Origin of the sequence: Amycolatopsis methanolica 239 (genome assembly GCF_000739085.1) — a bacterium.
Lineage (GTDB): Bacteria > Actinomycetota > Actinomycetes > Mycobacteriales > Pseudonocardiaceae > Amycolatopsis_E > Amycolatopsis_E methanolica.
Genome location: NZ_CP009110.1, coordinates 926,299 through 951,905, shown reverse-complemented (window position 1 = coordinate 951,905; position 25,607 = coordinate 926,299). Strand labels below are relative to the sequence as shown.

The window sequence follows — 25,607 nt, the reverse complement described above, 5'->3', positions numbered from 1 at the left end:
AGCGGCCGCCCCCGGCTAGCGGATCAGCGCACCCACATAACCGTCCGGCCGCACGACGACCTCCTTCGCGTCGTAGGCAGAGAACGCGAAGCCCTCGGCATCAACGACGTACCGCCCCGCCGCCTCCGCCCCCGGGCGCAGCACCGCATAGGTGTGCGGCTCGTCCGGTGCGTCGCCGTCGAAGAGCAGCCTCGTGGCGTGCGGGCCGCGGAACAGGTCGAACAGGCGGACCTTCGCGCCACTGTCGTCGAGGACCGGCGCGTCCGGTGCCCGGTCCCCCACAGCGAGGCCCGGCTCGTCCGACACCCGGTAGCTGATGTCGAGCTGCTGGGTGTCCGCACCGCGTTCGTGGGCCCGCTCGTCGCCGTCCAGGTGCCTGCGCAGCAGCTCCGAGGAGATCCCCAGCACCCGCTCGGCCACCGCGCGCCGCTCGGTTTCGTAGCTGTCCAGCAGCTCGGGTGAGCCGTCGGCCAGCTTCCAGCCCAGGTTGTAGGCGTCCTGCACGCTCGTGTTCAGCCCCTGCCCACCGGTCGGCGGGTGGACGTGCGCCGCGTCGCCGGTCAGGAACCACCCGACCCTCCCGGAACCGCTTCGCCAGGCGCACGTTCGGCCGCCACACCGTCGACCACGCCAGCTCCCCGAGCCGCACCCCCGCGTTCAGACCGTCCAGAATGGACTGGAGCGTCTCCGCCGTCGGCTCCGCGTCGGCCTCCCCCAGCGGCGCGCCGAACTGGAACAGGCCGATCCCGGGCAGCGGGCTCATCATGACCCCGCTGCCCGGATCCGCCGCGCGCGCGAACCAGTAGCCGAACTCCGGGTCCAGGTCGGCCTCGACGTCGCCGAGCAGCATCTTCACCGACTCGTCAGTGCCGCCCTCGAACTCGATCCCCAGCGCCTTCCGCACGAAGCTGCGCCCGCCGTCGGCGCCGACCAGGTAGTCCGCGCGCACCGTCTCGCCGGTCGACAGCTCCGCGGTGACCCCCGCGCCGTCCTGCGTGAAGCCGGTCAACTCCGCGCCCAGCTCGACGCGCACCCCGAACTCGGCCAGGCGGTCGCGCAGGATGCCCTCGGTCTGCGACTGCCCCAGCACCCAGCCGTTCGGGTAGGGCACGTCGGGTGCCGGCTCGCGCCGCTCGCCCATCCGGCGCTCCATGACGTACTCACCATCGAGGTGCACTCGGAAGGCCGGTATCTCGCGGCCCGCGGCCAGCACGGCGTCGATGACCCCGAGGTCGTCGAACACCTCCAGCGTGCGCGGCTGCAGCCCGTCGCCCCGGGAGCCGCGGAAGAACTCGGTCGCTTTGTCGACGATCCGCACGCCGATGCCGCGCCGGGCGAGATCGATGGCCAGGGCCAGTCCGGCCGGTCCTGCGCCCGCGATCAACACGTCCAACGCTGAATCTCCATTCACTGAATTAGAATTCATGACGGACTTGCTAGCGTGCTCCCGTCAAGGAGGTGCCGTGAAGCGCAAGGAGAAGGCCGCGGAGACCGAGGCCGCGCTGAAGGCCGCGGCGCAGCGACTGTTCGCCACGCGTGGCTACCTGAACACGAAGATCACCGACATCGCGGCGGAGGCGGGCCGGGCGGCCGGATCGTTCTACAACCACTTCGCCGGCAAGGAAGAGCTGCTCGAATCACTGCTGGCGGACCTGGAGGAAGCCGGCGACGAGAGCGCCGACCAGCCGGGCCACAGCCCGGACTTCGCCGACCCCGCGGCGGTCCGCTTCCACGTCGAGGCGTACTGGCGCTTCTACCGCGAGCACGCGCCGACCCTGCGCGCGCTGCAGCATGCGGCGATGGTCAACGCGGACTTCGCCCGCAAGCTCGCGGAGTTCACCCGGGCGCAGAACGAGGAGCTGACCGACCACGTCGACTACGTGACCAAGGCAGGCCACCGCCTGCCCGGCACCCCGCTCGCGAGCGTCACGATGATGACCACGGCGGCCGAGACCTTCGTCCGGCAGTGGCACGACGGAGTCGTGGACATGTCCGAAGAAGAGGCGCTCGAAGCCCTCACCCGGTTCGTCTACCGAGGCCTCACCGGCCGCGACTACTGACCGAGGCGCTCGGCGGCGACTTCGACGCGCTCGTCGGTCGCGGTGAGCGCGACCCGCACGTGCTCGCCGCCCGCGGGGCCGTAGAACGTGCCCGGCGCGACCAGGATCCCGCGTTCGGACAGCCACCGCACGGTCTCCCAGGAGTCCTCACCGCGGGTGGCCCACAGGTAGAGCCCGGCCTCCGAGTGGTCGATGCGGAAACCGTTGTCCTGCAACGCCTTCTGCAGCACCACACGACGGCGGGCGTAGCGCTCGCGCTGCAGCGACAGTGCGCTGTCGTCGGCCAGTGCGACGGTCATCGCCTCCTGGACCGGGCGCGGCACGATCATGCCGGCGTGCTTGCGCACCGCCAGCAGCCCGGCGACCAGCTCCGGGTCACCGGCGACGAACCCGGCGCGGTAGCTGGCCAGGTTCGCGGACTTCGACAGCGAGTGCACGGCCAGCAGGTTGTCGTGGCGGCCGCCGCACACCGACGGGTGCAGGATCGACACCGGATCGGCGTCCCAGCCCAGCGCGAGGTAGCACTCGTCGGAGACCACGATCACGTCCCGCTCGCGCGCCCACTCGACGATCTCGCGCAGCGCCTCGGCGCCCAGCACGCGCCCGGTCGGGTTGGACGGCGAGTTCAGCCACACCATCGCGGGCGGCTCGGCGAGGCGTGGGGGGTCGTCGGCACGCAGGATCCCGGCGCCCGCCAGCAGCGCGCCGACCTCGTAGGTCGGGTAGGCCAGCTCGGGGATCACCACGGTGTCGCCGGGCTCGGCGCCCAGCAGCCGCGGCAGCCACGCGACCAGCTCCTTGGACCCGATCGTGGGCAGCACCGCCGCCGGATCGACGCCGGTGACCCCGTGCCGACGGCTCAGCGCCTCGACCGCCGCCGCACGCAGCTCGGACGTGCCGTGGGTGGTCGGGTACCCGGGGATCTCCGACACCGACGCCAGCGCGGCGCGGATCGACTCCGGGACCGGGTCGACCGGTGTGCCGACCGAGAGGTCGACGAGGCCGCCAGGGTGGGACTTCGCCCGCGCCGTGGGCTCGGCGAGCGAGTCCCACGGAAAGTCGGGCAGGCCGGCGCCGCCGCGGTTCATTCGCCCTGCGGGGGCAGGTCCTTGACCCACTGCGGATCGTTGCTGGTCTTGCCGACCTTGGAGGCGCCGCCGGGCGAGCCGAGGCTGTCGAAGAAGTCGACGTTGGCCTTGGTGTACTCGGCCCACTCGTCCGGAACGTCGTCCTCGTAGTAGATGGCCTCGACCGGGCACACCGGCTCGCAGGCACCGCAGTCCACGCACTCGTCCGGGTGGATGTAGAGCATGCGGTCGCCTTCGTAAATGCAGTCGACGGGGCATTCGTCGATGCACGCCTTGTCGAGCACGTCGACGCAGGGCTCGGCAATCACGTACGTCACTGCGATCTCCAGCTAGGTCCAAGGATCCACTACCGATCCTGGACATTACGCGCCGATGCGCGGACCTTCCAAAGTAAGGCCACCCTTAATCCGGGGATCGGCGAGCACAATGGGGACGTGGACTCCTCCGAGACGCTCGAGCTCCGCTGCGCCGAGGCCTGGCCGGCGGTGACCGTGGACAAGATCGGTGACTGGCGGCTTCGCGCCGCGGGCGGGTTCACCGGACGCGCCAACAGCGCACTGGCCGTCGGCCACCCGGGAGTGCCGGTGGCGAGCGCGTTGGCGGCCGTTTGTGACTTCGCCCACGCCAACGGCATCCCGCCCGTCGCCCACGCGGTCGTCGGCAGCGCGAACGAGCGCGCGATCGAGGCCGCGGGCTGGGTGCCGAACACCGGTCACGTGGCCGGGCACCTGGTGTCCGTGCTCACCGGCCCGCTCGGCACGGGCGCCGACGAGGTGCCCGTCCTCGCCGCGCCGACCGCGGGTTGGTGGGAGCTGACCGTCGGACGGCCCGAACCGACGGATGCCGAACGGCACGTGCTGACCACCGGCGAAATCGGCTACGGGGTCGCCGAGGTGATGGGTGTCATAGCCGGTGCGGTGCGTGCGGCGGTGGTCGACGACGTGCTCCACATCGCCCGGCTCGCCGTCCGGCCCGGGTACCGCCGGCGCGGTCTGGCCTCGGCGTTGATGGCCGCCTGCGGACCGTGGGCGGCCGAGCGCGGGGCGACGCGGGCCGTACTCCAGGTCGCGGTGGACAACGCCGGGGCGCTGGCGTTCTACGACCGGCTCGGGTTCGCCGAGCACCACAGGTACCGGTACTGGGTTCCGGGACCCCGGGCGTGCGAGGATCGCTCGCTGTGAAGGTTGTCGTAGTTGTCGGCGGGGTGGGCGGCGCCCGCTTCCTGCTCGGAGTCAAAGCCGCGCTGGGTCTGCCCCCCATCGGCCCTGGGGACTCGACGCACGAGATCACCGCGGTGGTGAACACCGGCGACGACGTGTGGATGCACGGCCTGCGGATCGCGCCGGACCTGGACACCTGCATGTACACGCTGGGCGGTGGGATCGACACCGAGCGCGGGTGGGGGCACCAGGGCGAGACCTGGGTGGTCAAGGAGGAACTGGCGGCCTACGGCGCCGAGCCGACCTGGTTCGGCCTCGGCGACAAGGACGTCGCCACCCACCTCATCCGCACCCGCATGCTGCGCGCGGGCTACCCGCTGTCCGCGGTCACCGAAGCGCTGTGCGACCGGTGGCAGCCCGGCGTGCGGCTGCTGCCGATGACCGACGACCGGGTCGAGACGCACGTCGTCATCGACGACCCGGACGAGCCGGGCAGCCGCAAGGCGATCCACTTCCAGGAGTGGTGGGTGCGCTACCGCGCGGAGCCGCGGGCGCATTCGATCGTGCCGGTCGGTGTCGAGGAGGCCAAGCCGGCGCCGGGTGTGCTGGACGCCATCGCGGAGGCCGACGCCGTCCTGTTCGCACCGTCCAACCCGGTCGTCTCGGTGGGCACCGTGCTGGCCGTGCCGGGCATGACGGAGGCGCTGCGCAAGACCGAGGCCGGGGTGGTCGGCGTGTCGCCGATCATCAGCGGCAAACCGGTGCGCGGCATGGCTGACGCGTGCCTGACCGCGATCGGGGTGGAGACGTCGGCCGAGGCGGTCGGCATCCACTACGGGTCGCGCCAGACATCGGAGGACGGGCTGCTCGACGGGTGGCTGGTCGCGGAGGGCGAAACCGTGCACGTGCCGGGTGTCGCGGTGCGGGCGGTGCCGCTGCTGATGTCCGATGTGGACGCCACCGCGGCCATGGCGCGCGCCGCGCTCGAACTCGCGGGGGCCGAAGTTGAGTGACCACTCCGCCGCACGACTGGAGATCCTGCCGGTCCAGGGCCTGCCGGAGTTCCGGCCGGGCGACGACCTGACGGGCGCGGTCGCGACCGCCGCGCCGTGGCTGCGTTCCGGCGACGTCGTCGTGGTCACCAGCAAGGTCGTATCGAAGATCGAGGGACGCCTGGTGCGCGTGCCCAGCGACCCGGAGGCCCGCGACGCGGCCCGGCGCGAGCTGGTCGAGCAGGAGTCGGTGCGGGTGCTGGCCCGGTTCAACCGGACCCTGATCACGCAGAACCGGATCGGGATCGTGCAGGCCGCCTCGGGCGTGGACGCGTCCAATGTGAACGGTGACGAGATCGCGCTGCTGCCCGCCGATCCGGACGCGGCGGCGTTGGCCCTGCGCAACGGGTTGCGCGAGCGGCTGGGTGTCGAGGTCGCGGTCGTCATCACCGACACGATGGGCCGGGCGTGGCGGGTCGGCCAGACCGACAACGCCATCGGGGCCAGCGGGTTGCGCGTGCTGCACTCCTACGAGGGCGAGGTCGACCCGCAGGGCAACGAGCTGCAGGTGACCGAGATCGCGGTGGCCGACGAAATCGCCGCGGCCGCGGACCTGGTGAAGGGCAAGCTGACCGCGACGCCGGTCGCGGTGGTGCGCGGGCTGGAGATCGCCGACGACGGGTCCGACGCGCGGAAGCTGGTGCGGCCGTCGGAGGAGGACATGTTCTCCCTCGGCACGCGGGAGGCCATCGCGCAGGGCCGCCGCGAGGCCGTGCTGGTCCGCCGGTCGGTGCGCTCGTTCACCGACGAGCCGGTCGACCCGGAAGCGCTGCGCCGCGCGATCGGCGCCGGGCTGACCGCGCCCGCGCCGCACCACACGCGGCCGGTGCGGTTCGTGTGGCTGCGCGACCGCGGGTTGCGGACGAAGCTGCTCGAAGCGATGCGCGAGGCGTGGCGGGCGGACCTGTGCGGCGACGCGTTCACCGAGGAGCAGGTCGCGAAGCGGGTGTCCCGCGGCGACATCCTGTTCGAGGCGCCGGAGGTGGTGATCCCGTTCCTGGTGCCGGACGGCGCGCACACGTATCCGGACGAGCGGCGCAACGCCTGCGAGCGGACGATGTTCACCGTCGCGGGCGGGGCCGCGGTGCAGGGGCTGCTGGTGGCGCTGGCGGCGGAGGACCTCGGCTCGTGCTGGATCGGGTCGACGATCTTCGCGGCCGACGTGGTGCGTGAGGTGCTGGGGCTGGGGCAGTCGTGGGAGCCACTGGGCGCGGTGGCGATCGGGCACCCGGTGGGCGGGCCCGCGGCGCCGCGCTCGCCCGCGCTGGACGGGCTGGTCGAGCTGTGAACCTGCACACCGACGTGGTCGAGACGCTGGAGAAGTGGCAGCCGGGGACGGCAGGGCAAGAGGCGCTGCGGCACGCGTTCCTGGGTTTCCTCGCCGCGCGCGAGGACGCGTGCCGCCGGTCGTGCGCGGCCGGGCACATCACCGCGTCGGCCGTCGTGCTGGACGCTTCGCGGTCGCACGTGCTGCTGACCCTGCACCCGCGCGTCGGGCGGTGGTTGCAGCTGGGCGGGCACTGCGAGGACTCGGACACCTCGCTGGCGGCGGCCGCGTTGCGGGAGGCGTCGGAGGAGTCCGGGATGAGCGGGCTGACGATCTCGGCGGAGCCGGTGCACCTGGACGTGCACCCGATCACGTGCTCGCTGGGGGTGCCGACGCGGCACTTCGACGTGCGGTTCGTGGTCGTGGCGCCGGAGGGCGCGCCCCCGGTGCGGAGCGCGGAGTCGGACGACCTGCGGTGGTGGCCGCTGACCGCGTTGCCGCCCGGGAGCGAGGACCTGACGGAACTGATCGCGGCGGCGTGCGAATGATCGTCTCGGTCGACCCGGCGTCCGCGGTGCCGCCGTACGAGCAGGTGCGGTCCGGGCTGGCCCGGCAGATCAACTCCGGCGCGCTCGCGGTGGGCACGAAACTGCCGACGGTGCGCGGGCTGGCGGAGGAGCTGGGCATCGCGCCGAACACGATCGCCCGCGCCTACCGGGAACTGGAGGAGGCCGGGCTGATCGAAACGCGCGGCCGGGCGGGTTCGTTCGTGGCCTCCTCGGGCGACGAGTCACTTTCGCGGGCCCGCGAGGCGGCCGAGACCTACGCCGCGGTGACCCGGGCTTTGGGGTTGTCGGGTGAGGACGCGCTGAAGATCGTCCGCGCCGCACTCGCCCACTGAGCAGACCTCACGCCGCCAACCGCAGACCTCATGCCCGCGAACGTGGGACTCGCCCAAGCCCGCGAGTCCCACCCTCCACCGCGCGAGTCCCACGCTCAGCCGCGCGAGTTCTGCGTTCCGGCGCGCGAGTTCGGGCCGGCAGCGCGCTTCACATCGCGCGGTAGTCCCGCGGCGAAAACCTCGGCCCGAACCGCGGCCGCGAGAAACCAGCGGCCTCCAGGTAGCGCACCGCGCGCTGGCGTTGTGGCGCGTAGGGCGCCAGGACCTCCGCCATGCCCTCGTCGTCCAGGGGCTCGCCCACCAGCGCGTACCCGACCACCGCCGGGATGTGGAAGTCACCGAAGCTGACCGCGTCCGGGTCGCCCCACGCGCGCTGCGCGACCTCCGACGCGGTCCACACCCCGATGCCCGGCACCTTCCGCAGCCACGCCCGCCCCTCGGCGCCCCGCAGCTCGACCGCCTTCTCCAGCTGGTGCGCCACCTGCGCCGCGAAGATCAGCGCCTTCCGCCTGCTGTGGTCCACCCCGGCGCGGTGCCACGTCCAGTCCGGAATGGACAGCACAGCCGCAGGCGTCGGCGGCACCCGCATGCCCGCCGGCGCCGGGCCGGGCGCCGGCTCGCCGAACCACCGGCACAGCTCCCGCCACGACCGGCGCGCCTCGAACCCGGTGACCTTCTGCTCCAGCACGGCCGGCACCAGCACGTCCCACACGCGCCCGGTCGAGCCGAGCCGCAGCCCGGGCATGCGGCGCCGCACCTCGGCGATGCGGTCGTGGTGCGAGACGAACCCGCTGTCGTCGTCCTCGGCGCCGACCAGCGCGGGCACGCCGTCGAGCAGCCGGTCCGCCCCCGGGCCCCACGCCGCGGCCTCGATCTCGCCGTCCGGCATCCGCCGCAGCGCCAGCGTTCCCGGGCCGTCGGCGGTGTTGCCGGTCAGCCACGTCCGGCCGTAGTCATCCGCCCGCAGACACGGATCGCCCTTGCCCCGGCGCAACGGCCGGAGGACCGCGTCGAGGTCGAGGGGGAACGGCGGGCGGTAACGCATCAGGCGTCGCTGGAGAACCGGATCGAACCGTCGGGCAGGGTCACGTCCGGCCACACCCGGGCGCCGTCGAGCAGCTCGCACCCGGCGCCGACGACCGCGCCGTCACCGAGGACGACGCCCTTGAGCACCGCGCCCTTGCCGACGCGCGCGCCCACACCCAGCACGGAGTTCTCCACGACCGCATTCTCCGCCACGGACACCCGGTCGAACAGCACCGACCCGCTGATCCGGGCGCCGGCGGCGACCTGGGCTCCCGCGCCGACCGTCGAGCCGCCGGTGACGGCCGCGTCCGCCGCGACCTCCGCACCGTCGAGGACCAGGGCCTCACCGACCGGGCCGGGCAGCGCCGACGTGGGAGCGAGCCCGCGCACCAGGTCCGCGCTGCCCCGCACGAACGCCTCCGGGGTGCCCACGTCGAGCCAGTAGGAGGCGTCGACGAACCCGTGCAGGTGCGCGCCCCCCTCCAGCAGGCCGGGGAAGGTCTCGCGCTCGACCGACACGCGGCGGCCGGCCGGGATCGACTCCAGCACCGGGCGGCGGAACACGTAGCAGCCGGCGTTGATCTGGTCGGTCGGCGGGTTGGGCGTCTTCTCCAGGAAGGCGGTGACGCGGCCGTCGGCGTCGGTGGGCACCGAGCCGAAGCGGCTCGGGTCCTCGACGCGCTGCAGGTGGAGCGTCACGTCGGCGCTGGTGTCGAGATGGGTCTGGACCAGTGCGCGCAGGTCGGCGCCGGACAGGATGTCGCCGTTGAAGATCACGGCGTGGTCGGCGCGCAGGTGGTCCGCGACGTTGCGGATGGCGCCGCCGGTGTCGAGCGGCTCGTCCTCGACGACGTACTCCAGTTCCAGCCCCAGCGACGCGCCGTCGCCGAAGTGCTCCTCGAACACCTCGGCGCGATAGGACGTACCGAGCACTACGTGCCGGATCCCCGCGCCGCGGATGCGGGACAGCAGGTGTGTCAGGAACGGCACGCCCGCCGTGGGCAGCATCGGTTTCGGGGCGGACAGGGTCAACGGCCGCAGGCGGGTTCCCTTACCGCCGACGAGCACCACGGCATCGACATCAAGCTCCGATGTCACCTCGAAAAATCCTTCCCGTTATCACGCTCCGGTGGGCGACAAGCCGCGGGAAACAATGACGGCGACGGCCCGGAGGGCCTACCCTAGACAGCACACGGAGGGCCCCGTTCGGAGAGGGCCCACGTCGAGTCGGGAGGCCTAGGGGATGGACCCCCGCGATCGAGCGAATGCTCTGCTGGCCAGGGCACAGTCCCGTGGCGCGTTCGTCGTGACGCCGGACGCCGCGACCTCGCCGATGGACGCTTCGACCACCCAGCAGATCCCCCGGAACGTCGTCAACGAGATCGACAACGACGACCCGGACACCACGGCCGTGGTGCCGTCGTCGGTGATCGAGTCGGTGCAGGGGAGCCTCGCCGCGTCGAAACCGGACACCCACGTGAACATGGCGCCGGTGCAGCCCGAGGAAGAGGTCGACGGTCTGGTGCCGACGACCAAGACCCAGACCGGGAACTCCGATTTCGCGCGGCGGCTGGAAGGCCTGTGACTACTTGCCGCGCGTCTCGAACTTCAGGCGCAGCTTGAGACCGAGCTTCACCGCGGCGAGCACCGGCTTCCAGGCCGGGCCGCGGTGGCGGTCGGCGAGGTAGCGGTAAGCGCTGTCGTGGTGGGCGGCCAGCATCTTCTTCGGCGCCCGGGACGTGGCCTTGCCGCCGATGTGGGTGACCGCCGCCGAGGGCACGTACACGTTGTGCCAGCCGGCGCGGCCGATGCGGTCGCCGAGGTCGACGTCCTCGAAGTACATGAAGTAGCGGGTGTCGAAGCCGCCGACCGAGTCCCACGCTGCGCGGCGGATGAGCTGGCACGAGCCGGACAGCCAGCCGGACGTGCGTTCGGTGGGGGCGGCGTGTTCCTGGCGGTAGGCGCGGGTCCACGGGTTGGCGGGCCAGATCTTGCCGAAGACGGCGTGGCCGACGCCGCGGCCGAGCGAGGGCAGCAGGCGCGCGGACGGGTAGACGGTGCCGTCGGGGTCGCGGATGAGCGGGCCGAAGGCCCCGCCGCGGGGCCAGCGCTGGGCGGCCTCGACGAGCGTGTCCAGCGAGCCGGGCTCCCACTCGAGGTCCGGGTTGGCGATGACGATCCAGCCGTAGCGGTCGTCGAGGGTGGCCACGCCGCGATTGGCGCCGCCGCCGTAGCCGAGGTTCTCGCCGATGCGCAGGACGTGCGTGTTCTTGCGCTTCTCGGCCCGGTCGAGGGCGTCGTCGGTCGAGTCGTTGTCGGCGACGACCACGTGGACGTCGCGGGTGGTCGCCTTTTCGAGGCTGTCGAGGAAGCGGTCGAGGTCCTCACCGGGGAAGTACGTCACGACAACCACGGCGACCCCGTCGCCGTAACGGCTCGGCTCGGTCACGCGGGCCATTGTGCCCCCACCACGCAGCGCGACGGGGCAGGCACCCCTCGATTGCTGACCGCGGTGGTCCGCTACCGCTTGCAGTCGTACGTGTACTGCTCGTCCAAGATGGCTTGGTGCCGGTTCACACCTTCATGGACCTCAACGCGCACCAGCTGGTGTTCGACAGCCGCGAGGTGCCCGTGACACGACCGTCCGGACGCACCACGGGCTCACTTCTCGGCCCTACGGAGGCCTCGCGTCACTGACTTTTACCCCATCCGGCGAAACACCGTCCAACGACTACTGCTCCCGCTGGTGCAGGTGCCACGCCTTCGCGTACGCCTCGCGGTGCTTGTCCGCGCTCGTGGCCCAGGAGAACTCCTTCGCGCGCCTCTGGGCGGCCGAGGCGAGGGACGCCCGGCGCGCGGGGTCGTCCAGCAGTTCGCCCAGCGCGACCGCCACGTCGCCGGGGCCGACGCCGCAGTACGCGACCGCGTCGCCGCCCACCTCGGGTAGCGACAGGCGCCGGGTGGTGAGCACGCAGGCCCCGCACGCCATCGCCTCGAGGACCGGTAGTCCGAACCCCTCACCGAGGCTCGGGTAGGCCACCAGCTCCGCCCCGCCGAGGAAACCCGCCAGCGAGTCGAACGGCAGGTACCCGGCCCGGATCACCCGCAAGCGCAATGGGGCCGCCGCCAGCGCGTTCTCCACCTGCGTGTCCCAGCCCGGCTGACCGGCCAGCACGAGCGCGGGCGGGTCGGGCCGGTTCTCCACGGCCTTCACGAAACCGCGGATCAACGCGGGCACGTTCTTCCGCGGCTCCAGCGCCCCGAGGAACGCCACGTACGGCATCCGCTCCAGGCCGATCGCCGCCCGCGCGGCCCGCACCTCGTCCGGCGTCGGCGGGTGGAAGCGCTCCACATCGACCCCGTGCTCGATGATCTCCGGCTGCCGCCGCGGACGGGCCACCCGCGCCAGCTCCGACGCGGTCGCCTTCGACGGCACCACGCACAACGTCGCCCGCTGCAGCGCCGTCCGCGTCCACCCGCGGAAGAACCGCGCCTTCACCGACGAGTGCAGCACGGCGTCGGTGAAGAACGTCGCGTCGTGCAGCGTCACGACCGACGCCGACGGCCCTGCCAGCGGCATCGTGTAGTGCGGCGAGTGCACCACGTCCACCCCGAGCCGCCGCGCCAGCGACGGCAGCGTCGTCTGCTCCCAGATCAGCCGCGCGGTGCGCGTCGCGGTGGACTGGACCGCCGGGACGACCCGCGAGTGCGGCGCGAGCCGGTCGAAGAGCCGGAAGTCACGCGGCTGGCAGACCACCGTGATCGGCGCGCCGCCTTCGTCCAGGGCCGCGACCAGCGAGTCCACGTAGCGCCCGACCCCGCCGCGATCCGCCGGCACGGCCGTGGCATCGATCAGGACGCTGGGTTCGCCTCTTCCCACCCGTGCAGGGTACGGCTGATCGGGATCGCGGTGGTCAGGAACTCACGAAGTGGCGCGCTCGTGAACCGCCCACACGGCCCGTGCCGCGCCCGCCCAGGAGAACGACGCCGCCCGCGCCCGTCCACGAGCGACCAGGTCAGCCGCGAGTTCCGGACTGGACAGCACCTCGCGCAACGCCGCCGCCAGCGCCGTCGCGTCCCCGCGCGGGAACGCCATCCCCGCTCCCCCGGCGACCTCGACCAGCGCTGGAGCGTCCGAGTGCACCACCGGCACCCCGGCGGCCATCGCCTCCAGCACCGGCAACCCGAACCCCTCCGCGACGCTCGGCGCCGCCAGCACGGACGCGCGCCGCAGCACCGCGGCGAGCGAAACGTCGTTCAACCGCCCCAGAACCCGCACGTCCGCCCGGTTCCCGGCCATCGCGACCGGGTCCAGACCACCCCAGCCCGGCTGCCCCGCGAGCAGCAGCGGCACACCGAGCCGCGACACCGCCTCGACCAGGACGTCGATCCCCTTGCGCGGCTCGATGGTCCCGATCGCCAGCACGTAGGACTCCGGCACGTCCACTTCGGGCAGGTCGTCGCGGGTGAACACGGCCGCCGCGCCGTGCCCGGCCACGGTCACCGGCACCCCGACCGGCACCCGCGTGCGCAGGTCGTCCGCCACCGCCCGCGTCGGCACGACGAGCCCCGAAGCGCGCCGGGCCGCCCGCGCGATCACCGCGCGGTGCCAGCGAACCCCGCGTGGCGTCAGCGTTTCCGGGTGCGTCCACGGCACGGTGTCGTGCACGGTCACCGACAACGTGCGGCCGCGCGGCACCCGCGACGGGGCGAGCGGCGTCGGCGCGTGCACCGCGTCCCCGCCCGGCCAGTACGGCAGCCCGGCCTGCCACGCCGCGACCAGCGCCCGCGGCGGCAACGGCAGCATCCGCGCGCCCGGCAACCCCTCCGCGTGCCGCGCGGTGACGGCCGACACCGTCCACCCGGGCGGCGCCGTCTCGGCCAGCGCGCGCAGCAGCTCCGCGGTGTAGCGGCCCGTCCCGCCCGGCACGGGCGCGAGCAACTGCTCGGCGATGACCACGAGTTCCGGCACGGCCCGTATTCTCCCGGTGTGCCGATCCGCAGCACCGTCGTGGTGGTCACCTGGCGCGGCGCCGCGCACATCACCGCCTGCCTGGACGCCCTCGCCGCCCAGACGCGCCCGCACCGGCTGCTGGTGATCGACAACGCCTCCGACGACGGCACCGCCCGCCTGCTGGCCACGCACCCGTCCGCGCCGGAGGTCGTCCGGCTGCCGCGCAACGCCGGCTACGCGGGCGCGACGGCGCACGCCGTGTCCGAAGTGGACACCGAGTTCACGGTGTGGCTCAACGACGACGCCGCCCCTGCCCCCGACTGGCTCGCCGAGCTGGAGGACCACGTCGGCGACGCCGCGGCCGCCGGGTCGCGCCTGGAATACGCCGACGGCCAGGTCCAGTCCCTCGGCGTGAACCTCACCCCGGACGGCCACGGCTACGACACCCCGGAGACCCCGGCCTTCGGCTTCTGCGGAGGCGCCGCGCTGATCCGCACCCGCACGCTTCGCGAAGTGGGCGGGGTGCCGGCGAGCTTCTTCTGCTACTACGAAGACACCGACACCGCGTGGCGGCTGCGGCTGGCCGGGCACGACATCGTGACGGTCCCCACGGCCCGTGTCACACACCGGCACGGCGCCAGCACGAACCCGGGATCCGACGCCTTCCACCGGTGGAACGAACGCAACCGCCTGCTCACCCTCCTGCGCTGCGCCCCGGCCGCGATCGCCGCGCGGGAGCTCGCCCGGTTCGCCGCGATCACCGCCCTGCTGCCGCTGAAGCGCGACGTGCCGGAAGCGCCCAATTTCCGCCTGGGCCTGCGGTGCCGCGTGCTCGGCGAAGTGGCCCTACGGCTGCCCGGCACGCTGGCCGCGCGGAAGTCGATCACGCGCCGCTCGACGGTCGGCCGAGGCGCGGTCTGGGCGGCCTGGACCTCCCGATAGTCTCTGCGGACATACGGCGAGTACGGAGGTCGGGCGTTGGTCCAGGGGGACACACCACTGCCGCTGGTCTCGGTGATCTTGGTGAACTACCGGGGCGCGGAGCACACGATCGCCTGCCTGCGCGCCCTGCGCGAGGACCTCGACTACCCGGAGCTCGAGGTGCTGGTCGTCGACAACGCCTCGGGCGGTGACGACGTCGCGCGCATCAAGGCGGCGGCCGGCGACGCCCGGGTGATCGAGTCCGGCACCAACACCGGCTTCGCGGGCGGCTGCAACCTCGGCGCCCGGCACGCCCGCGGGAGCGTGCTCGCGTTCCTGAACAACGACGCCCGGCCGGACGCCGCGTGGGCGAAGGCGGCGGTCGACGTGCTGCGCACCCAGCCGACGGTCGCGGCCGTGGCCAGCAAGGTCCTGGACTGGGACGGCACCGGTGTGGACTTCGTGGACGCCGGCCTGACCTGGTTCGGCATGGGCTACAAGCGGCACGCGGGCGGCCCGCTGGCCGATGTCGCGCCGGGTGAGCACGACGTCGCCAAGGACGTGTTGTTCGCCACCGGCTCGGCGATGTTCGTGCGCGCCGAGGTCTTCCAGGCGCTCGGCGGGTTCGACGAACGCTTCTTCATGTTCTATGAGGACGTCGACCTGGGCTGGCGGCTGAACCTACGCGGCTGGCGCGTGCGGTACGTGCCGGAGTCGGTGGCCTACCACCGCCACCACGGGACGATGTCCGAAGTGGACGCGCCGGACACCGGCCGGGAGACGTTCCTGTTGGAGCGCAACGCTCTCGCCGCCCTCTACAAGAACCTCTCCGACGAGACGCTGGCGAAGGTGCTGCCCGCCGCGCTGGCGCTGGCCGTGCGCCGCGCCACCGCTCGCGGCGAGCTGGACCCCACACGGCTGGACCTCGCCAAGGCCGGCCCGGTCGAGACCGCGCCGGTGGCGATCCCGCGCACCACGCTCGCCGGGGTGCTGGCCATCGACCAGTTCGTCGAGCTGCTGCCGTCGCTGGCCGAGTCGCGCGCCGCCGAGCAGGCCGCGCGTGTGCGCACCGACGCGGACCTGATCCCGTTGATGCGCAAGGCGATGGAGCCGGCTTATCCCCTGCCGCGATACCTGGACGCGCACGACATTCTGGCCGACGTCTTCGGCATCGAGGCCGTGTTCGGGCAGCGCCGCAAGGTCCTGGTGATCACCGGCGACGCGATCACCGACCGGATGGCGGGCCCCGCGATCCGCGCGTGGAACATCGCCACCGTGCTGTCCGCCGAGCACGACGTGCGCCTGGTCACGGTCAACCCGCTGGCCGCGCCGCCGCCCGCGCCGTTCCCGGTGAGCGCGGCGAAGAAGCGGGATCTGACCGAGCCGGTCGAGTGGGCGGACATCGTGATCCTGCAGGGCCACGTGCTGGAGATGGCGCCCGCGCTGAAGGCGCAGGACTCCAGCAAGATCGTGGTCTGCGATCTGTACGACCCGATGCACCTGGAGCTGCTGGAGCAGGGCAAGAGCGCGCCGGACGACCGTCGCGCGGCGGACCTGGCCGGCGTGACACGGGTGCTCGACGCGCAGCTGCTGCGCGGTGACTTCTTCCTGTGCGCGTCGGAGCGGCAGCGGCTGTTCTGGCTGGGGCACCTGGCCGCGCTGGGCCGCCTGTCGCCGCGGCTGTACGACGCGGACCCGACCACGCAGTCGCTGCTGTCGGTCGTCCCGTTCGGCCTGTCGCCGGAGCCGCCGGTGCGGACGGGCCCCGGCCTGCGGGCGACGCTGGACATCGACGGAGCCGACCGGGTCGTGCTGTGGGCGGGTGGCGTCTACAGCTGGTTCGACCCGCTGACGCTGGTGCGCGCCATCGACCGGCTGCGGCAGCGGCGGCCGGACGTGAAGCTGGTGTTCCTCGGCATGAAGCACCCGAACCCCGAGGTCGCCGAGATGGACATCGGAGCGCGCACGATCCACCTGGCCGACCGGCTCGGGCTGACCGACAAGCACGTCTACTTCAACGAGCAGTGGGTGCCCTTCGGTGAGCGGCAGAACTGGCTGCTCGACGCGAACTGCGGCGTGACGACGCACTACGAGCACGTGGAGACCACGTTCGCGTTCCGCACCAGGGTCCTGGACTACCTGTGGGCGGGGCTGCCGATCGTGACCACGGACGGTGACGCGTTCGCCGACCTGGTCCGCGAGGAGAAGCTCGGTGTCGTGGTGCCCGCCGAGGACGTGGACGCGCTGGCCGACGCGCTGGAGCGGGTGCTGTACGACGAGGACTTCGCCGCGGAGTGCCGGGCGCGGATCGAGGTCGTGGCGCAGCGGTTCGCGTGGCCGACGGCGCTGGCTCCGCTGGTGGAGTTCTGCCGCGACCCGCGCCCGGCGGCCGACCGGCTGATCGGCGCGGCTCCGCTGACGGCGGAGGTGCCGCCGCGTGGCGCGGTGGCGGTGCGGCGGGATCTGGCCCTGGTGAAGGAGTACCTCGCCGACGGCGGCCCGAAGGAGCTGGCGCGGCGGGTCGCGGGCCGCGTGCGGAAGGTAGTCCGCGGTCGTGGCTGAGCGAGCGCTCCGGGTCCTGCTGGACGGCACCCCGTTGCTGGGTGACCGGACCGGCATCGGGCGCTACACCGCGTCCCTGGCCGAAGAGCTCGCCTCGATGTCCGATGTGGACATGCGTGCGGTGGCGTTCACCTTGCGCGGCTGGCGGCGGTTGCGTTACGTGCTGCCGCACGGCGCGCGGGCGCGGGGCATGCCGGTGGCCGCGCGGATGCTGCGCAAGGCGTGGCTGCGGTCGACGTTCCCGCCGATCGAGCTGTTCGCCGGCCGCGCGGACGTGGTTCACGGGACGAACTTCGTGCTGCCCGGCGCGGTGCGGGCCGCGGGTGTCCTGACGATCCACGATCTGGCGTTCCTGGACGCGCCCGGCGAGTTGCCGCCCAGCGACCGCGAACTGCCGGAGCTGGTGCGCCGCGGCGCCGCCCGTGCGGACGTGATCTGCACGCCGACGGCCGCGGTGGCGGACGCGGTGGCGACCCGGCTCGACGTGGACCGAGGCAAGGTGGTGGTGACGCCGCTCGGCGTGGACGCGGCGTGGTTCACCGGCCGCCCGCCGGACGAGCCGATGCGCGAGCGCCTCGGGTTGCCGGAGCGGTACTTGTTGTTCGTCGGCGCGGCCGGCCCGCGCAAGGGCATGGACTGGCTGCTGAAGGCACACGCCGCGGCTGAAGACCTGCCGCCGCTGGTGTTTTCCGGGCCGGGCCCCGCGCCGGGCACGCCCCGCAGCCGTCGTCTCGGCTACCTGTCCGAACGAGACCTGCACAACGTGATGGCCGGGGCGGCCGCGCTGGTGCTCCCGTCCCGGGACGAGGGTTTCGGTCTGCCCGTGCTGGAGGCGCTGGCCTCGGACGTGCCCGTGGTGTGCTCGGACATCCCCGCGCTGAGGGAGATCTCGGGCGGCTTCGCACGGCTCGCACCGTACGGCGAGGTGGACGCGCTGATCGCCGCGCTGCGCGAGGCCGTGGCGGAGTCGCCGCTGGCGTCGAGGTCCGTGGAGCGCCGCGCACACGCGGCGAGCTTCACGTGGCGCCGCACAGCGGAAACGACACTGGCGGCCTACCGCCAAGCGACCGAGCGTTAGCGCAAGCGCCCCGAACACACCCCGAGCTGGGTGGTCATCCCACACCCAACACGGCCAGCCAACCATCACCCCTGCCGCGCAGGCCGAATAACCAGCTCCCCGATCTCCACGTCATCCGGCTGCTCGATCGCGAACGCGACCGCCCGCGCCACGGCCTCCGGAGCGATCCCCATCTCGGCCATGGCCCGCCGCGCCGCCTCCCGCTGGTCCGGGTCGGGGACGTTGTCGACGAGCTCCGTCCGCACGTACCCCGGCGAAATCGCGGTCGTCCGCACCACGCCGTCGGTCGACTCCTGCCGCAACGCCTCCAGTACCGTGCGCACCGCGTTCTTGGTGCCCGCGTACACGGCCTGCGTCGGCACGATCTTCAGCCCCGACGTCGACACCGTGGTGACGAAGTGCCCCCGCCCCTGGCTTCGGAAGACCGGCATCGCGGCGGCGATCCCGTACAGGACGCCCCGCACGTTGACGTCGATCATCGCGTCCCAGGCGTCCACCTCCAGGTCGGCCACCGGCGCCAGGCTGGCGATCCCGGCGTTGCTCACCAGCACGTCGAGCCGCCCGAACCGGTCCACCACCAGGCGCACCAGCTCCGCCAGGTCGCCCCGCCTGGTGACATCGACCTCCAGCATCTCCGCCCGACCGCCGTCGCCCCGGATCCGGTCCACCAGCGACGCGAGCCGGTCGCCCCGCCGCGCCCCCAGCACGACCGCCGCCCCGCGGTCCGCCAGCTCGATCGCCGTCGCCGCCCCGATACCGCTGCTGGCGCCGGTGATGGCGACGACCTTGCCGACCACTCCGCTCATCGCATGACTTCCCACTAAGCTGACAACTGTCCGCTTAACGGTACCGGACAATTGTCCGCTTGAGGAGGTGGCCCGTGGGAAGCCGTGAGCGCAGGTCGGACGCCGTCGCCAACCGCGACCGCATCGTCCAGGCGGCGCGGGCCGAACTGAGCGGTTCCGACGGCGGCGAGCTGAAACTGCACGCGGTCGCCAAGGCGGCCGGCGTCGGCCAGGGCACCCTCTACCGGCACTTCCCGACCCGCGAGCACCTGCTGGCCGAGGTGTACCGGCACGAGCTGACCCAGCTCGTGGACGCCGTGGCTCCCCTGCTGGCGGAGCACGCCCCGCTCGACGCGCTGACGATCTGGATGCAGCGGCTGATCGAGTACGCGCGGGTCAAGCGCGGTGTGATGGCGGCGATCGAGGCGTCGGCATGGCAGGACCTCTACGCGGACCAGCACCACCGGCTCGACGACGCGCTCGGCACGGTGCTCGACCACGGCAAGGCCGCCGGCGAGGTGCGCGCGGAGGTCGACGCCGCGGACGTCATCCTCCTGCTGGGCGCCCTGTCCCGGGTGCCGGAGGCGGAGTGGGACGCGCGGGCGCACAGAATCGTCGCGGTGATCGTCGACGGTCTGCGTCCGCGCTGACGCCGGCTACTTCCCGGCGAGGTAGTCGTGCAGCGCCTCGCGCCACGGGCGCAGCGGCGTGAGCCCGGCCTGCTGCCACGCCTCGTTGGACAGCACCGAGTACGGCGGCCGCGGCGCCGGCCGGGGGAACTCCGCCGTCGTGCAGGGCTTCACGCGCTCCGGATCGGCCCCGATCTCCTCGAAGACCGCCCGCGCGAAGCCGTACCAGGTGGTCTCCCCGGCGTTCGTGCAGTGCAGCACCCGCCGCTGGGGCGCGCGCCCGCTCACCACCGCCCGGCCGAGGTCCAGCAAGCCCGCGGCCAGATCGGCGGACCAGGTGGGCGAACCGCGCTGATCGTCCACAACGGACACGGTGTCCCGCTCGCCTTCCAGGCGTCGCATGGTTTCCACGAAGTTCGCCCCGCCGGCGCCGTACACCCACGCCGTGCGCACCACCCAGGCCCGCGCCCCCGAACCCAGCACGGCGTCCTCACCGGCCGCCTTCGTCCGGCCGTACGCGCTGCGCGGGCCGAGCGGGTCCTCCGGCTCGTAGGGCCGGGACGAGTCGCCGGGAAAGACGTAGTCCGTGGACACGTGGATCAGCGGCACCCGCCGGGACGAGCAGGCCGCGGCGATCACCCGGGCGCCGTCCGCGTTGACCCGGAACGCGCGCGACTCGTCGGTCTCCGCCGCGTCGACCGCCGTGTAGGCCGCCGCGTTGATCACCAGCGGGCTGCGCCCGGCCTCCGCCGCCTCGGCGGCGAGTGCGTTCACCGCGGCGATCACCGAACCCGCGCTCGTGACGTCCAGTTCGGCCGAAGACGGCGCGACCACCCGGACCTCGGACGAGGCGAGCGCGGACAGGGCGCTGCCGAGCTGCCCCGTTCCGCCGGGCACGAGCACACTGAGCATCGTCACTTCCCCACCAGCGCGGCGCGCCGCTTCAACGGCTCCCACCACGCCCGATTGTCGGCGTACCAGCGCACCGTATCCGCCAGACCCGCGTCGAAGGAAACCTTCGGCGCGTATCCGAGCTCGGTGCTGATCTTGGTGATGTCCACGGAGTACCGGCGGTCGTGGCCCTTGCGGTCGGCGACCTGCTCGACCCGCTCCCAGCCGACGCCGACCGCGGCCAGCAGCCGCTCGGTCAGCTCGCGGTTGGTCAGCTCGGTGCCCCCGCCGATGTTGTAGATCTCGCCAGGACGGCCGCCCTCGGCCACCAGCTGGATGCCCGCGCAGTGATCGTCCACGTGCAACCAGTCACGGACGTTCAGCCCGTCGCCGTACAGCGGGACCGTGTGACCGTCCAACAAGTTGGTAACGAAAAGCGGGATGACCTTCTCCGGGAACTGATACGGCCCGTAGTTGTTCGAACACCGAGTCACGCACACGGGCAGCCCGTGCGTCCGGAAGTAGGACCGCGCGATCAGATCGGAGGACGCCTTCGACGCCGAGTACGGCGAATTCGGCTCCAGCACGTGGTCTTCCGACCATGATCCGCTTTCGATCGAGCCGTACACCTCGTCCGTCGAGACGTGCACGAACTTGTCCACCCCGGCGTCCAGCGCGGCCTGCAACAGGGTCTGCGTGCCCAGCACGTTGGTCAGCACGAAGTCGGCGGAGCCGAGGATGGAGCGGTCCACATGCGACTCGGCTGCGAAGTGGACAACCAGGCCGACGCCTTTCATGACCTCGGCGACCACCTGCGCATCGGTGATGTCGCCCCGCACGAACCGCAGCCGCGGCGAGTCCGCGACCGGCGCGAGGTTCGCTTCGTTGCCCGCGTAGGTGAGCTTGTCGAGCACCACCACCTCGGCGTCGGCCAGCGCCGGGTACGCGCCGGAGAGCACCTGCCGGACGTAGTGCGAGCCGATGAAACCCGCGCCCCCGGTCACCAGGACCCGCATCGCCTTCTCCTCCTCAAGATCGTCACGGACCAGCCCACGACCGCTTCACTCACCCGAACAGTAATCTGGACGCATTCACTCGGGTCGGGGGCTGGGAGGGAGCGAGTGTGACCGACGGGCTTACCACCCGCCTGGACGCCGCGGACGAGGTCACGTGGCCGGCGCGGCCCATCCCGTCTCCCAGACGGCGGCGCAACCGTATCGCGATCGTCGCGCGCCGGGGCGGCAAACTCGTGGTCGCGCTCGTGTCGGTCGCGGTGCTCACCGTGACCTGGTACGGCTGGCAGTTCATCGGCGACCCGAACTCGGGCCTGTCCACCACCCAGGTCTTCGACGAGGAGCTGCACGCCGTCCCGCTCGACGGCGCGGTGGACATCCTGCTGGTCGGCATGGACAGCCGCACCGACGCGCAGGGCAACCCGCTGCCGCGCGAGGTGCTGGACATGCTGCACGCCGGCGAGTCCGACGGCGAGAAGCAGACCGACACCATGATCCTCGTGCACATCCCGCAGGACGGGCGCCGCGCGGTGGCGATCTCGTTCCCGCGCGACTCGTGGGTCGAGCTGGCCGGCGGGTTCGGCAAGCACAAGCTCAACGGCGCGTTCGTCTACGCATACAACGACCGGTTCCGGGAGCTCCAGCAGCAGGGTGCCGACCTGAAGTCGGCCGACGAGCAGGCCAAGGTCGCCGGCCGCAAGAACCTGATCGCCACGCTGGAGACGTTCATCGGCAAGCCGGGCATGATCGACCGCTACGCCGAGGTGAACCTCGCGAGCTTCTACGAGGTGACGAAGGCCCTCGGCGGCGTCGAGGTGTGCCTCAAGGCGCCGGTGCGGGAACGCAAGTCCGGTGTCGACCTGCCCGCCGGGCGACAGACCATCGAAGGCGTGCAGGCGCTGGCGTTCGTGCGGCAGCGGTACGACCTCCCGGGCGGCGACCTGGACCGCATCGGGCGCCAGCAGGCGTTCCTGTCCGGGCTGGCCCGCAGGATGCTCTCCCGCGACGTGCTGGCCAACCCCGGCAAGCTCTCCGACGTGATCACCGCCGTGAAGAAGTCCGTCGTGCTGTCGGACAACTGGGACCTGCCGGAGTTCGCCGCCCAGATGCGCGGGCTCAACGGCGGCAACATCGAGTTCCGCACGATTCCGGTGGTCGGCAACGCGGTCATCGGCGGCGCGGACGTCGTGCGCGTCGACCCGCAGGCCGTGCACGCGTTCGTCGACCAGCTCACGTCCGACGGCGGCGAGCGGACGTCCTCCTCGGTCGCGCCCACGTCGTCGGCGTCCAGCGCGCCGCCCACGTCGAGCCGCCGGGCGAGCTCGTCCGTGGCGGCGCCGCCCAGCTCACCGGCCCTGACCTCGTCCTCCCCCGCGCCGCCGCCCATCACGGCGGGTGACGTGCCGTGTGTGAACTGACCTCCCGGTGCCTTAACCTGGTCCCCAGGGGCTGATGAGGGGGAGACCACGGGGATGGACGACGACGAACCGAAACCGACGCCGTTCCCGCGGTCGAAGGACCCGGCCGACGAGCCGCGGGCCGAGCCACTCCGCCGTCGCCATCCGTTCCGGGCCACCGGGAAGACGCTGATCGCGCTCGTGTCGGTGTTCGCGCTGGCGGCGACCGGGTACGCGTGGGCGACCTACCACGAGGTGCAGGGCAACGTGCACACCACGGACGCCCTCGACCTGCCGGACGACAAGCCCGCGCCGCCCGCCGACGATGGCGCGGACGACATCCTGCTGGTCGGCGCGGACGCCCGGACGGACATGCAGGGCAACGCGCTGCCGCTGCAGGTGCTCAAGACGCTGCGCACCGAGCAGACCAGCGGCGTGAACACCGACACGGTCATCATCGTGCGGCTCCCGAAGAACGGCGCGAAGCCGTACGCGGTGTCGATCCCGCGGGACACCTGGATCGACGTGCCACGCGGCGGCCAGGGCAAGATCAACTCGGTGTACGGCGTCGCGAAGCAGGCGAAGGCCGACGAGCTGCGGCGCTCGGGCAGGCGCGACGCGGCCGGGATCGAGCGGGACTCCGACCAGGCCGGGCGACAGGCGCTGGTGCAGGCCGTGCAGGACTTCACGCAGGTGCGGGTCGACCACTACGCGGAGGTCAACCTGCTCGGGTTCTACCTGATCACCGAGGCCCTCGGCGGCGTGCAGGTGTGCCTGAACCACGCGACCGAGGACAAGGACTCCGGCGCCGACTTCCGGGCCGGGGTGCAGACCGTGTCCGGTGGCGAGGCGTTGTCGTTCGTGCGGCAGCGGAAGAACCTGCCGCGCGGGGACCTGGACCGGATCGTGCGGCAGCAGGCGTTCCTGTCCTCGGCGCTGCACAAGGTGCTGTCTGCCGGGGTGCTCGCGAACCCCGGCACGCTCGGCGAGCTGACCGACGCGCTGCACCGGTCGCTGGTGCTCGACCCGGACTTCGACCTGCTGCAGTTCGCGGACAGGGCCAAGGGACTGGCCTCCGGGGACGTCACGTTCACGACGATCCCGGTGGTCAAGATCGACGGCCGCAGCCCGGACGGCGAGCAGAGCATCGTGGAGGTCGACCCGGTCGCGGTGCGGCAGTTCTTCGCGGGCCTGGCCGGGCGGAGCGCCGGATCGGGCGGCGGGGCGTCGCCGGGTGGGGTTCCGCAGGCCGTGCCCGCGGGTGTGACTTGTGTGAACTGATCACCCGATCGGTGCAACCGAACGGACCGCATGAGTGAGGGCAGAGACGCCGGGGTGGCGTCGCCTGACGAGGAGACTCATGCGCATCCGAACTGTGGTGGCCGGCGTCATCGCCGCAGGCGCGGCACTGCTGGGTGGTCCACTGGCGGTGGCCGCGACCACCGCCGACGCGCCGCAGCCGGTTCCGGCCGGTCCGTCCCCTGCCGCCGGGACCACGCAGCTCACGACCAGGCCGGGCACCGAGCGGCCCACCACCCGGCCGGCGCCGGTGGCCAAACAATCCACCACCCAGTCACACCGAGCGCAGTGCCGTCCCCAGCCGTCACGCACCGGATCACTTCGCCGTCGGACGCTTCACCTCGCGCGACCACCCGGCAGTGGTCCGGGGCGGTCCGGGAGGCAGAATCGGCGGCGTGAGCCTGACCGACGCGTTGTTCCGCCCCCTGCTCGCCCAGCCAGGGAAGCCGCTGATCACCCACTACGACGACGCGGCGGGCACCCGGGTCGAACTGTCGGTGGCGACCACCGCGAACTGGGCGGCGAAGACGGCGAACTGGCTGGTCGAGGAGTTCGACGTGGAGCCGGGCGACCCGGTGGCCGTGGTTCTGCCCGCGCACTGGCAGACGGCGGGCGTGCTGCTGGGCGCGTGGTGGTGCGGCGCGGAGGTGGTCGCGTCGCCGGCCGGGGCGCGGGTGGCGTTCGTCGCGCCGGGCGGTTCGGGCGCGGGCGCCGAGTCGACGGCGGTAGTGGCGCTGGACCCGATGGGCCGCGGGCTGACCGCGCCGGTGCCGGGCGCGCTGGACTACCTCAACGAGGCGCGCGCGTATGGCGACGACTTCAGCCCGATGATCCCGATCGCCGGTGACACCCCGGCACTCGCGGGGTCCACTGTGGACGAGGTGCTGGCGGAAGCGCGTTCCCGCGCAGGCGCACTGGGTTCCGGCGCGCGCGTCTTGTCCACTGTGGAGTGGAGCGTGCCGGAGGGTGTGCTGGGCGGCCTGCTGACCCCGTTGTCAGCCGGCGCACACCTGGTGCAGATCTCCAATCCGGACGCGTCGAAGCTGGACGACCGCAGGGCCGCCGAGCGGACGACGGTCGACCTGCTCGCCTAGGCGGTCTGCAGCTCGGCCTTGCGGGCCCGGCGCCGCCCGACGAGCAGGTGGTCGAGCGAGAAGCGTCCGCCGTTGAACCCGAGCGCGAGGGCGGCCGCGCCGAGGACGAGCACGAGCTCGTAGCCGCCCTGACCGGTCAGGCCGGCGTCGAGGTGCACCCAGAAGATCGCGCCGACCATGTCCACGGCGAACAGCACCCCCAGCACGGGCAGCGCGGCGCCGAGGATGAACCCGACCGCGCCGACGGTCTCGATGACGATCAGGAAGAGCGCGGACAGAGTGGGCAGCGGCACGCCGATGCCGCCCATCATGCCGGTGACCCCGTCCAGGCCGGCGTCCCACTTCTGCAGGCCGTGGGCGAGGAAGACCACCCCCACCGCCACCCGGCCGATCAACAACGTCACGTCCTTGACCCGGTCGTACATCGCAG

At 72.6% G+C, this 25,607-nt stretch carries 25 protein-coding genes and 1 pseudogene; 14 read left to right on the top strand and 12 right to left on the bottom strand.

Annotation, left to right across the window (positions count from 1 at the left end; all coding sequences use genetic code 11):
• Nucleotides 1-15: 15 nt before the first annotated feature.
• Nucleotides 16-1,426: pseudogene (locus AMETH_RS04700) on the bottom strand (FAD-dependent monooxygenase).
• A gap of 37 nt (nt 1,427-1,463) precedes the next feature.
• Here AMETH_RS04700 and AMETH_RS04695 point away from each other — a divergent pair.
• On the top strand, nt 1,464-2,060 hold the full coding sequence (locus tag AMETH_RS04695) for a TetR/AcrR family transcriptional regulator (RefSeq protein ID WP_017986891.1): 597 nt from the start codon (nt 1,464-1,466) through the stop codon (nt 2,058-2,060).
• Here the strand turns inward: AMETH_RS04695 and dapC are convergent.
• On the bottom strand, nt 2,054-3,148 hold the full coding sequence (dapC, locus tag AMETH_RS04690) for a succinyldiaminopimelate transaminase (protein ID WP_017986890.1): 1,095 nt from the start codon (nt 3,146-3,148) through the stop codon (nt 2,054-2,056). The genes AMETH_RS04695 and dapC overlap by 7 nt on opposite strands.
• Nucleotides 3,145-3,465, bottom strand: coding sequence for a ferredoxin (gene fdxA, locus AMETH_RS04685; RefSeq protein ID WP_017986889.1), 321 nt, complete (start codon nt 3,463-3,465; stop codon nt 3,145-3,147). The genes dapC and fdxA overlap by 4 nt, the downstream gene beginning before the upstream one ends.
• A gap of 117 nt (nt 3,466-3,582) precedes the next feature.
• Between fdxA and AMETH_RS04680 the strand changes: the two genes are divergently transcribed.
• The 5 genes from AMETH_RS04680 to AMETH_RS04660 are packed head-to-tail and all read left to right on the top strand — an operon-like array spanning nt 3,583 to nt 7,528.
• On the top strand, nt 3,583-4,329 hold the full coding sequence (locus AMETH_RS04680; RefSeq protein WP_017986888.1) for a GNAT family N-acetyltransferase: 747 nt from the start codon (nt 3,583-3,585) through the stop codon (nt 4,327-4,329).
• Nucleotides 4,326-5,321 carry a 2-phospho-L-lactate transferase gene (gene cofD / locus AMETH_RS04675; protein WP_026153814.1) on the top strand — a complete coding sequence of 332 codons (996 nt, stop codon included), beginning with the start codon at nt 4,326-4,328 and terminating at the stop codon, nt 5,319-5,321. Before AMETH_RS04680 ends, cofD begins: the two co-directional genes overlap by 4 nt.
• On the top strand, nt 5,314-6,648 hold the full coding sequence (locus tag AMETH_RS04670) for a coenzyme F420-0:L-glutamate ligase (protein WP_017986886.1): 1,335 nt from the start codon (nt 5,314-5,316) through the stop codon (nt 6,646-6,648). Before cofD ends, AMETH_RS04670 begins: the two co-directional genes overlap by 8 nt.
• Nucleotides 6,645-7,175 carry an NUDIX hydrolase gene (locus tag AMETH_RS04665; RefSeq protein ID WP_017986885.1) on the top strand — a complete coding sequence of 177 codons (531 nt, stop codon included), beginning with the start codon at nt 6,645-6,647 and terminating at the stop codon, nt 7,173-7,175. The genes AMETH_RS04670 and AMETH_RS04665 overlap by 4 nt, the downstream gene beginning before the upstream one ends.
• On the top strand, nt 7,172-7,528 hold the full coding sequence (locus tag AMETH_RS04660; RefSeq protein ID WP_017986884.1) for a GntR family transcriptional regulator: 357 nt from the start codon (nt 7,172-7,174) through the stop codon (nt 7,526-7,528). The genes AMETH_RS04665 and AMETH_RS04660 overlap by 4 nt, the downstream gene beginning before the upstream one ends.
• Before the next feature lie 148 nt (nt 7,529-7,676).
• Here the strand turns inward: AMETH_RS04660 and AMETH_RS04655 are convergent, their stop codons facing one another.
• Together AMETH_RS04655 and manB are read right to left on the bottom strand one after the other, a co-directional pair.
• Nucleotides 7,677-8,573, bottom strand: coding sequence for a DNA-3-methyladenine glycosylase family protein (locus tag AMETH_RS04655; protein ID WP_017986883.1), 897 nt, complete (start codon nt 8,571-8,573; stop codon nt 7,677-7,679).
• Nucleotides 8,573-9,652, bottom strand: a complete 1,080-nt coding sequence (manB, locus tag AMETH_RS04650; protein WP_026153813.1) for a mannose-1-phosphate guanylyltransferase — start codon at nt 9,650-9,652, stop codon at nt 8,573-8,575. The genes AMETH_RS04655 and manB overlap by 1 nt, the downstream gene beginning before the upstream one ends.
• A 208-nt stretch (nt 9,653-9,860) precedes the next feature.
• Here manB and AMETH_RS04645 point away from each other — a divergent pair, with 208 nt between their 5' ends.
• The gene (locus AMETH_RS04645) at nt 9,861-10,139 is read left to right on the top strand and encodes a hypothetical protein (RefSeq protein ID WP_017986881.1); all 279 of its coding nucleotides are present in this window, start codon (nt 9,861-9,863) and stop codon (nt 10,137-10,139) included.
• Here AMETH_RS04645 and AMETH_RS04640 read toward each other — a convergent pair whose 3' ends face one another.
• From AMETH_RS04640 to AMETH_RS04630, 3 genes are all read right to left on the bottom strand, one after another.
• Entirely contained in the window at nt 10,140-11,012 is an 873-nt protein-coding gene (locus AMETH_RS04640) for a glycosyltransferase family 2 protein (RefSeq protein ID WP_017986880.1), read from the bottom strand.
• A 273-nt stretch (nt 11,013-11,285) separates the two neighbouring features.
• Complete coding sequence (locus AMETH_RS04635; RefSeq protein ID WP_038531877.1) at nt 11,286-12,434, bottom strand: glycosyltransferase family 4 protein; 1,149 nt, start codon at nt 12,432-12,434, stop codon at nt 11,286-11,288.
• A 42-nt stretch (nt 12,435-12,476) separates the two neighbouring features.
• Nucleotides 12,477-13,526 (bottom strand): glycosyltransferase family 4 protein, encoded by a 1,050-nt coding sequence (locus AMETH_RS04630; RefSeq protein WP_017986878.1) that lies wholly within the window; start codon nt 13,524-13,526, stop codon nt 12,477-12,479.
• Between the two features lie 18 nt (nt 13,527-13,544).
• Between AMETH_RS04630 and AMETH_RS04625 the strand changes: the two genes are divergently transcribed.
• The 3 genes from AMETH_RS04625 to AMETH_RS04615 are packed head-to-tail and all read left to right on the top strand — an operon-like array spanning nt 13,545 to nt 18,069.
• Nucleotides 13,545-14,450 carry a glycosyltransferase family 2 protein gene (locus AMETH_RS04625; RefSeq protein WP_017986877.1) on the top strand — a complete coding sequence of 302 codons (906 nt, stop codon included), beginning with the start codon at nt 13,545-13,547 and terminating at the stop codon, nt 14,448-14,450.
• 36 nt (nt 14,451-14,486) lie between these two features.
• A complete protein-coding gene (locus AMETH_RS04620; RefSeq protein WP_017986876.1) occupies nt 14,487-16,991 on the top strand; it encodes a glycosyltransferase in 2,505 nt (834 codons plus the stop codon).
• Nucleotides 16,984-18,069, top strand: a complete 1,086-nt coding sequence (locus tag AMETH_RS04615) for a glycosyltransferase family 4 protein (RefSeq protein WP_017986875.1) — start codon at nt 16,984-16,986, stop codon at nt 18,067-18,069. Before AMETH_RS04620 ends, AMETH_RS04615 begins: the two co-directional genes overlap by 8 nt.
• Nucleotides 18,070-18,134: 65 nt before the next feature.
• Here the strand turns inward: AMETH_RS04615 and AMETH_RS04610 are convergent, their stop codons facing one another.
• The gene (locus AMETH_RS04610; RefSeq protein ID WP_017986874.1) at nt 18,135-18,875 is read right to left on the bottom strand and encodes an SDR family oxidoreductase; all 741 of its coding nucleotides are present in this window, start codon (nt 18,873-18,875) and stop codon (nt 18,135-18,137) included.
• 74 nt (nt 18,876-18,949) lie between these two features.
• On the opposite strand from AMETH_RS04610, the gene AMETH_RS04605 reads away from it, so the two are divergent.
• Nucleotides 18,950-19,504: a TetR/AcrR family transcriptional regulator gene (locus tag AMETH_RS04605; protein WP_017986873.1), complete on the top strand. Its 555-nt coding sequence runs from the start codon at nt 18,950-18,952 to the stop codon at nt 19,502-19,504.
• A gap of 6 nt (nt 19,505-19,510) precedes the next feature.
• Here AMETH_RS04605 and rfbD read toward each other — a convergent pair whose 3' ends face one another.
• Together rfbD and rfbB are read right to left on the bottom strand one after the other, a co-directional pair.
• On the bottom strand, nt 19,511-20,395 hold the full coding sequence (rfbD, locus tag AMETH_RS04600; RefSeq protein WP_209436885.1) for a dTDP-4-dehydrorhamnose reductase: 885 nt from the start codon (nt 20,393-20,395) through the stop codon (nt 19,511-19,513).
• Between the two features lie 2 nt (nt 20,396-20,397).
• Entirely contained in the window at nt 20,398-21,390 is a 993-nt protein-coding gene (gene rfbB, locus AMETH_RS04595; RefSeq protein ID WP_017986871.1) for a dTDP-glucose 4,6-dehydratase, read from the bottom strand.
• A 107-nt stretch (nt 21,391-21,497) separates the two neighbouring features.
• Here rfbB and AMETH_RS04590 point away from each other — a divergent pair, with 107 nt between their 5' ends.
• The 3 genes from AMETH_RS04590 to AMETH_RS04580 all read left to right on the top strand — a co-directional run bounded on the left by AMETH_RS04590 (nt 21,498) and on the right by AMETH_RS04580 (nt 25,177).
• Complete coding sequence (locus AMETH_RS04590; protein ID WP_017986870.1) at nt 21,498-22,805, top strand: LCP family protein; 1,308 nt, start codon at nt 21,498-21,500, stop codon at nt 22,803-22,805.
• Nucleotides 22,806-22,859: 54 nt separating this feature from the next.
• Nucleotides 22,860-24,065, top strand: a complete 1,206-nt coding sequence (locus AMETH_RS04585; protein ID WP_017986869.1) for an LCP family protein — start codon at nt 22,860-22,862, stop codon at nt 24,063-24,065.
• 413 nt (nt 24,066-24,478) lie between these two features.
• On the top strand, nt 24,479-25,177 hold the full coding sequence (locus AMETH_RS04580; protein ID WP_017986868.1) for a TIGR03089 family protein: 699 nt from the start codon (nt 24,479-24,481) through the stop codon (nt 25,175-25,177).
• On the opposite strand, the gene AMETH_RS04575 is transcribed toward AMETH_RS04580, so the two are convergent.
• Complete coding sequence (locus tag AMETH_RS04575; RefSeq protein ID WP_017986867.1) at nt 25,174-25,602, bottom strand: DoxX family protein; 429 nt, start codon at nt 25,600-25,602, stop codon at nt 25,174-25,176. The genes AMETH_RS04580 and AMETH_RS04575 overlap by 4 nt on opposite strands.
• Between the last annotated feature and the right edge of the window lie 5 nt (nt 25,603-25,607).

Coding starts and splice junctions, on each gene's coding strand:
- AMETH_RS04575 (WP_017986867.1), bottom strand. CDS start 25,602: ATGTACGACCGGGTCAAGGACGTGACGTTGTTGATCGGCCGGGTGGCG.
- AMETH_RS04660 (WP_017986884.1), top strand. CDS start 7,172: ATGATCGTCTCGGTCGACCCGGCGTCCGCGGTGCCGCCGTACGAGCAG.
- AMETH_RS04640 (WP_017986880.1), bottom strand. CDS start 11,012: ATGGCCCGCGTGACCGAGCCGAGCCGTTACGGCGACGGGGTCGCCGTG.
- dapC (WP_017986890.1), bottom strand. CDS start 3,148: ATGAACCGCGGCGGCGCCGGCCTGCCCGACTTTCCGTGGGACTCGCTC.
- AMETH_RS04585 (WP_017986869.1), top strand. CDS start 22,860: ATGGACGACGACGAACCGAAACCGACGCCGTTCCCGCGGTCGAAGGAC.
- AMETH_RS04655 (WP_017986883.1), bottom strand. CDS start 8,573: ATGCGTTACCGCCCGCCGTTCCCCCTCGACCTCGACGCGGTCCTCCGG.
- rfbD (WP_209436885.1), bottom strand. CDS start 20,395: ATGCTCAGTGTGCTCGTGCCCGGCGGAACGGGGCAGCTCGGCAGCGCC.
- AMETH_RS04610 (WP_017986874.1), bottom strand. CDS start 18,875: ATGAGCGGAGTGGTCGGCAAGGTCGTCGCCATCACCGGCGCCAGCAGC.
- rfbB (WP_017986871.1), bottom strand. CDS start 21,390: ATGCGGGTCCTGGTGACCGGGGGCGCGGGTTTCATCGGCTCGCACTAC.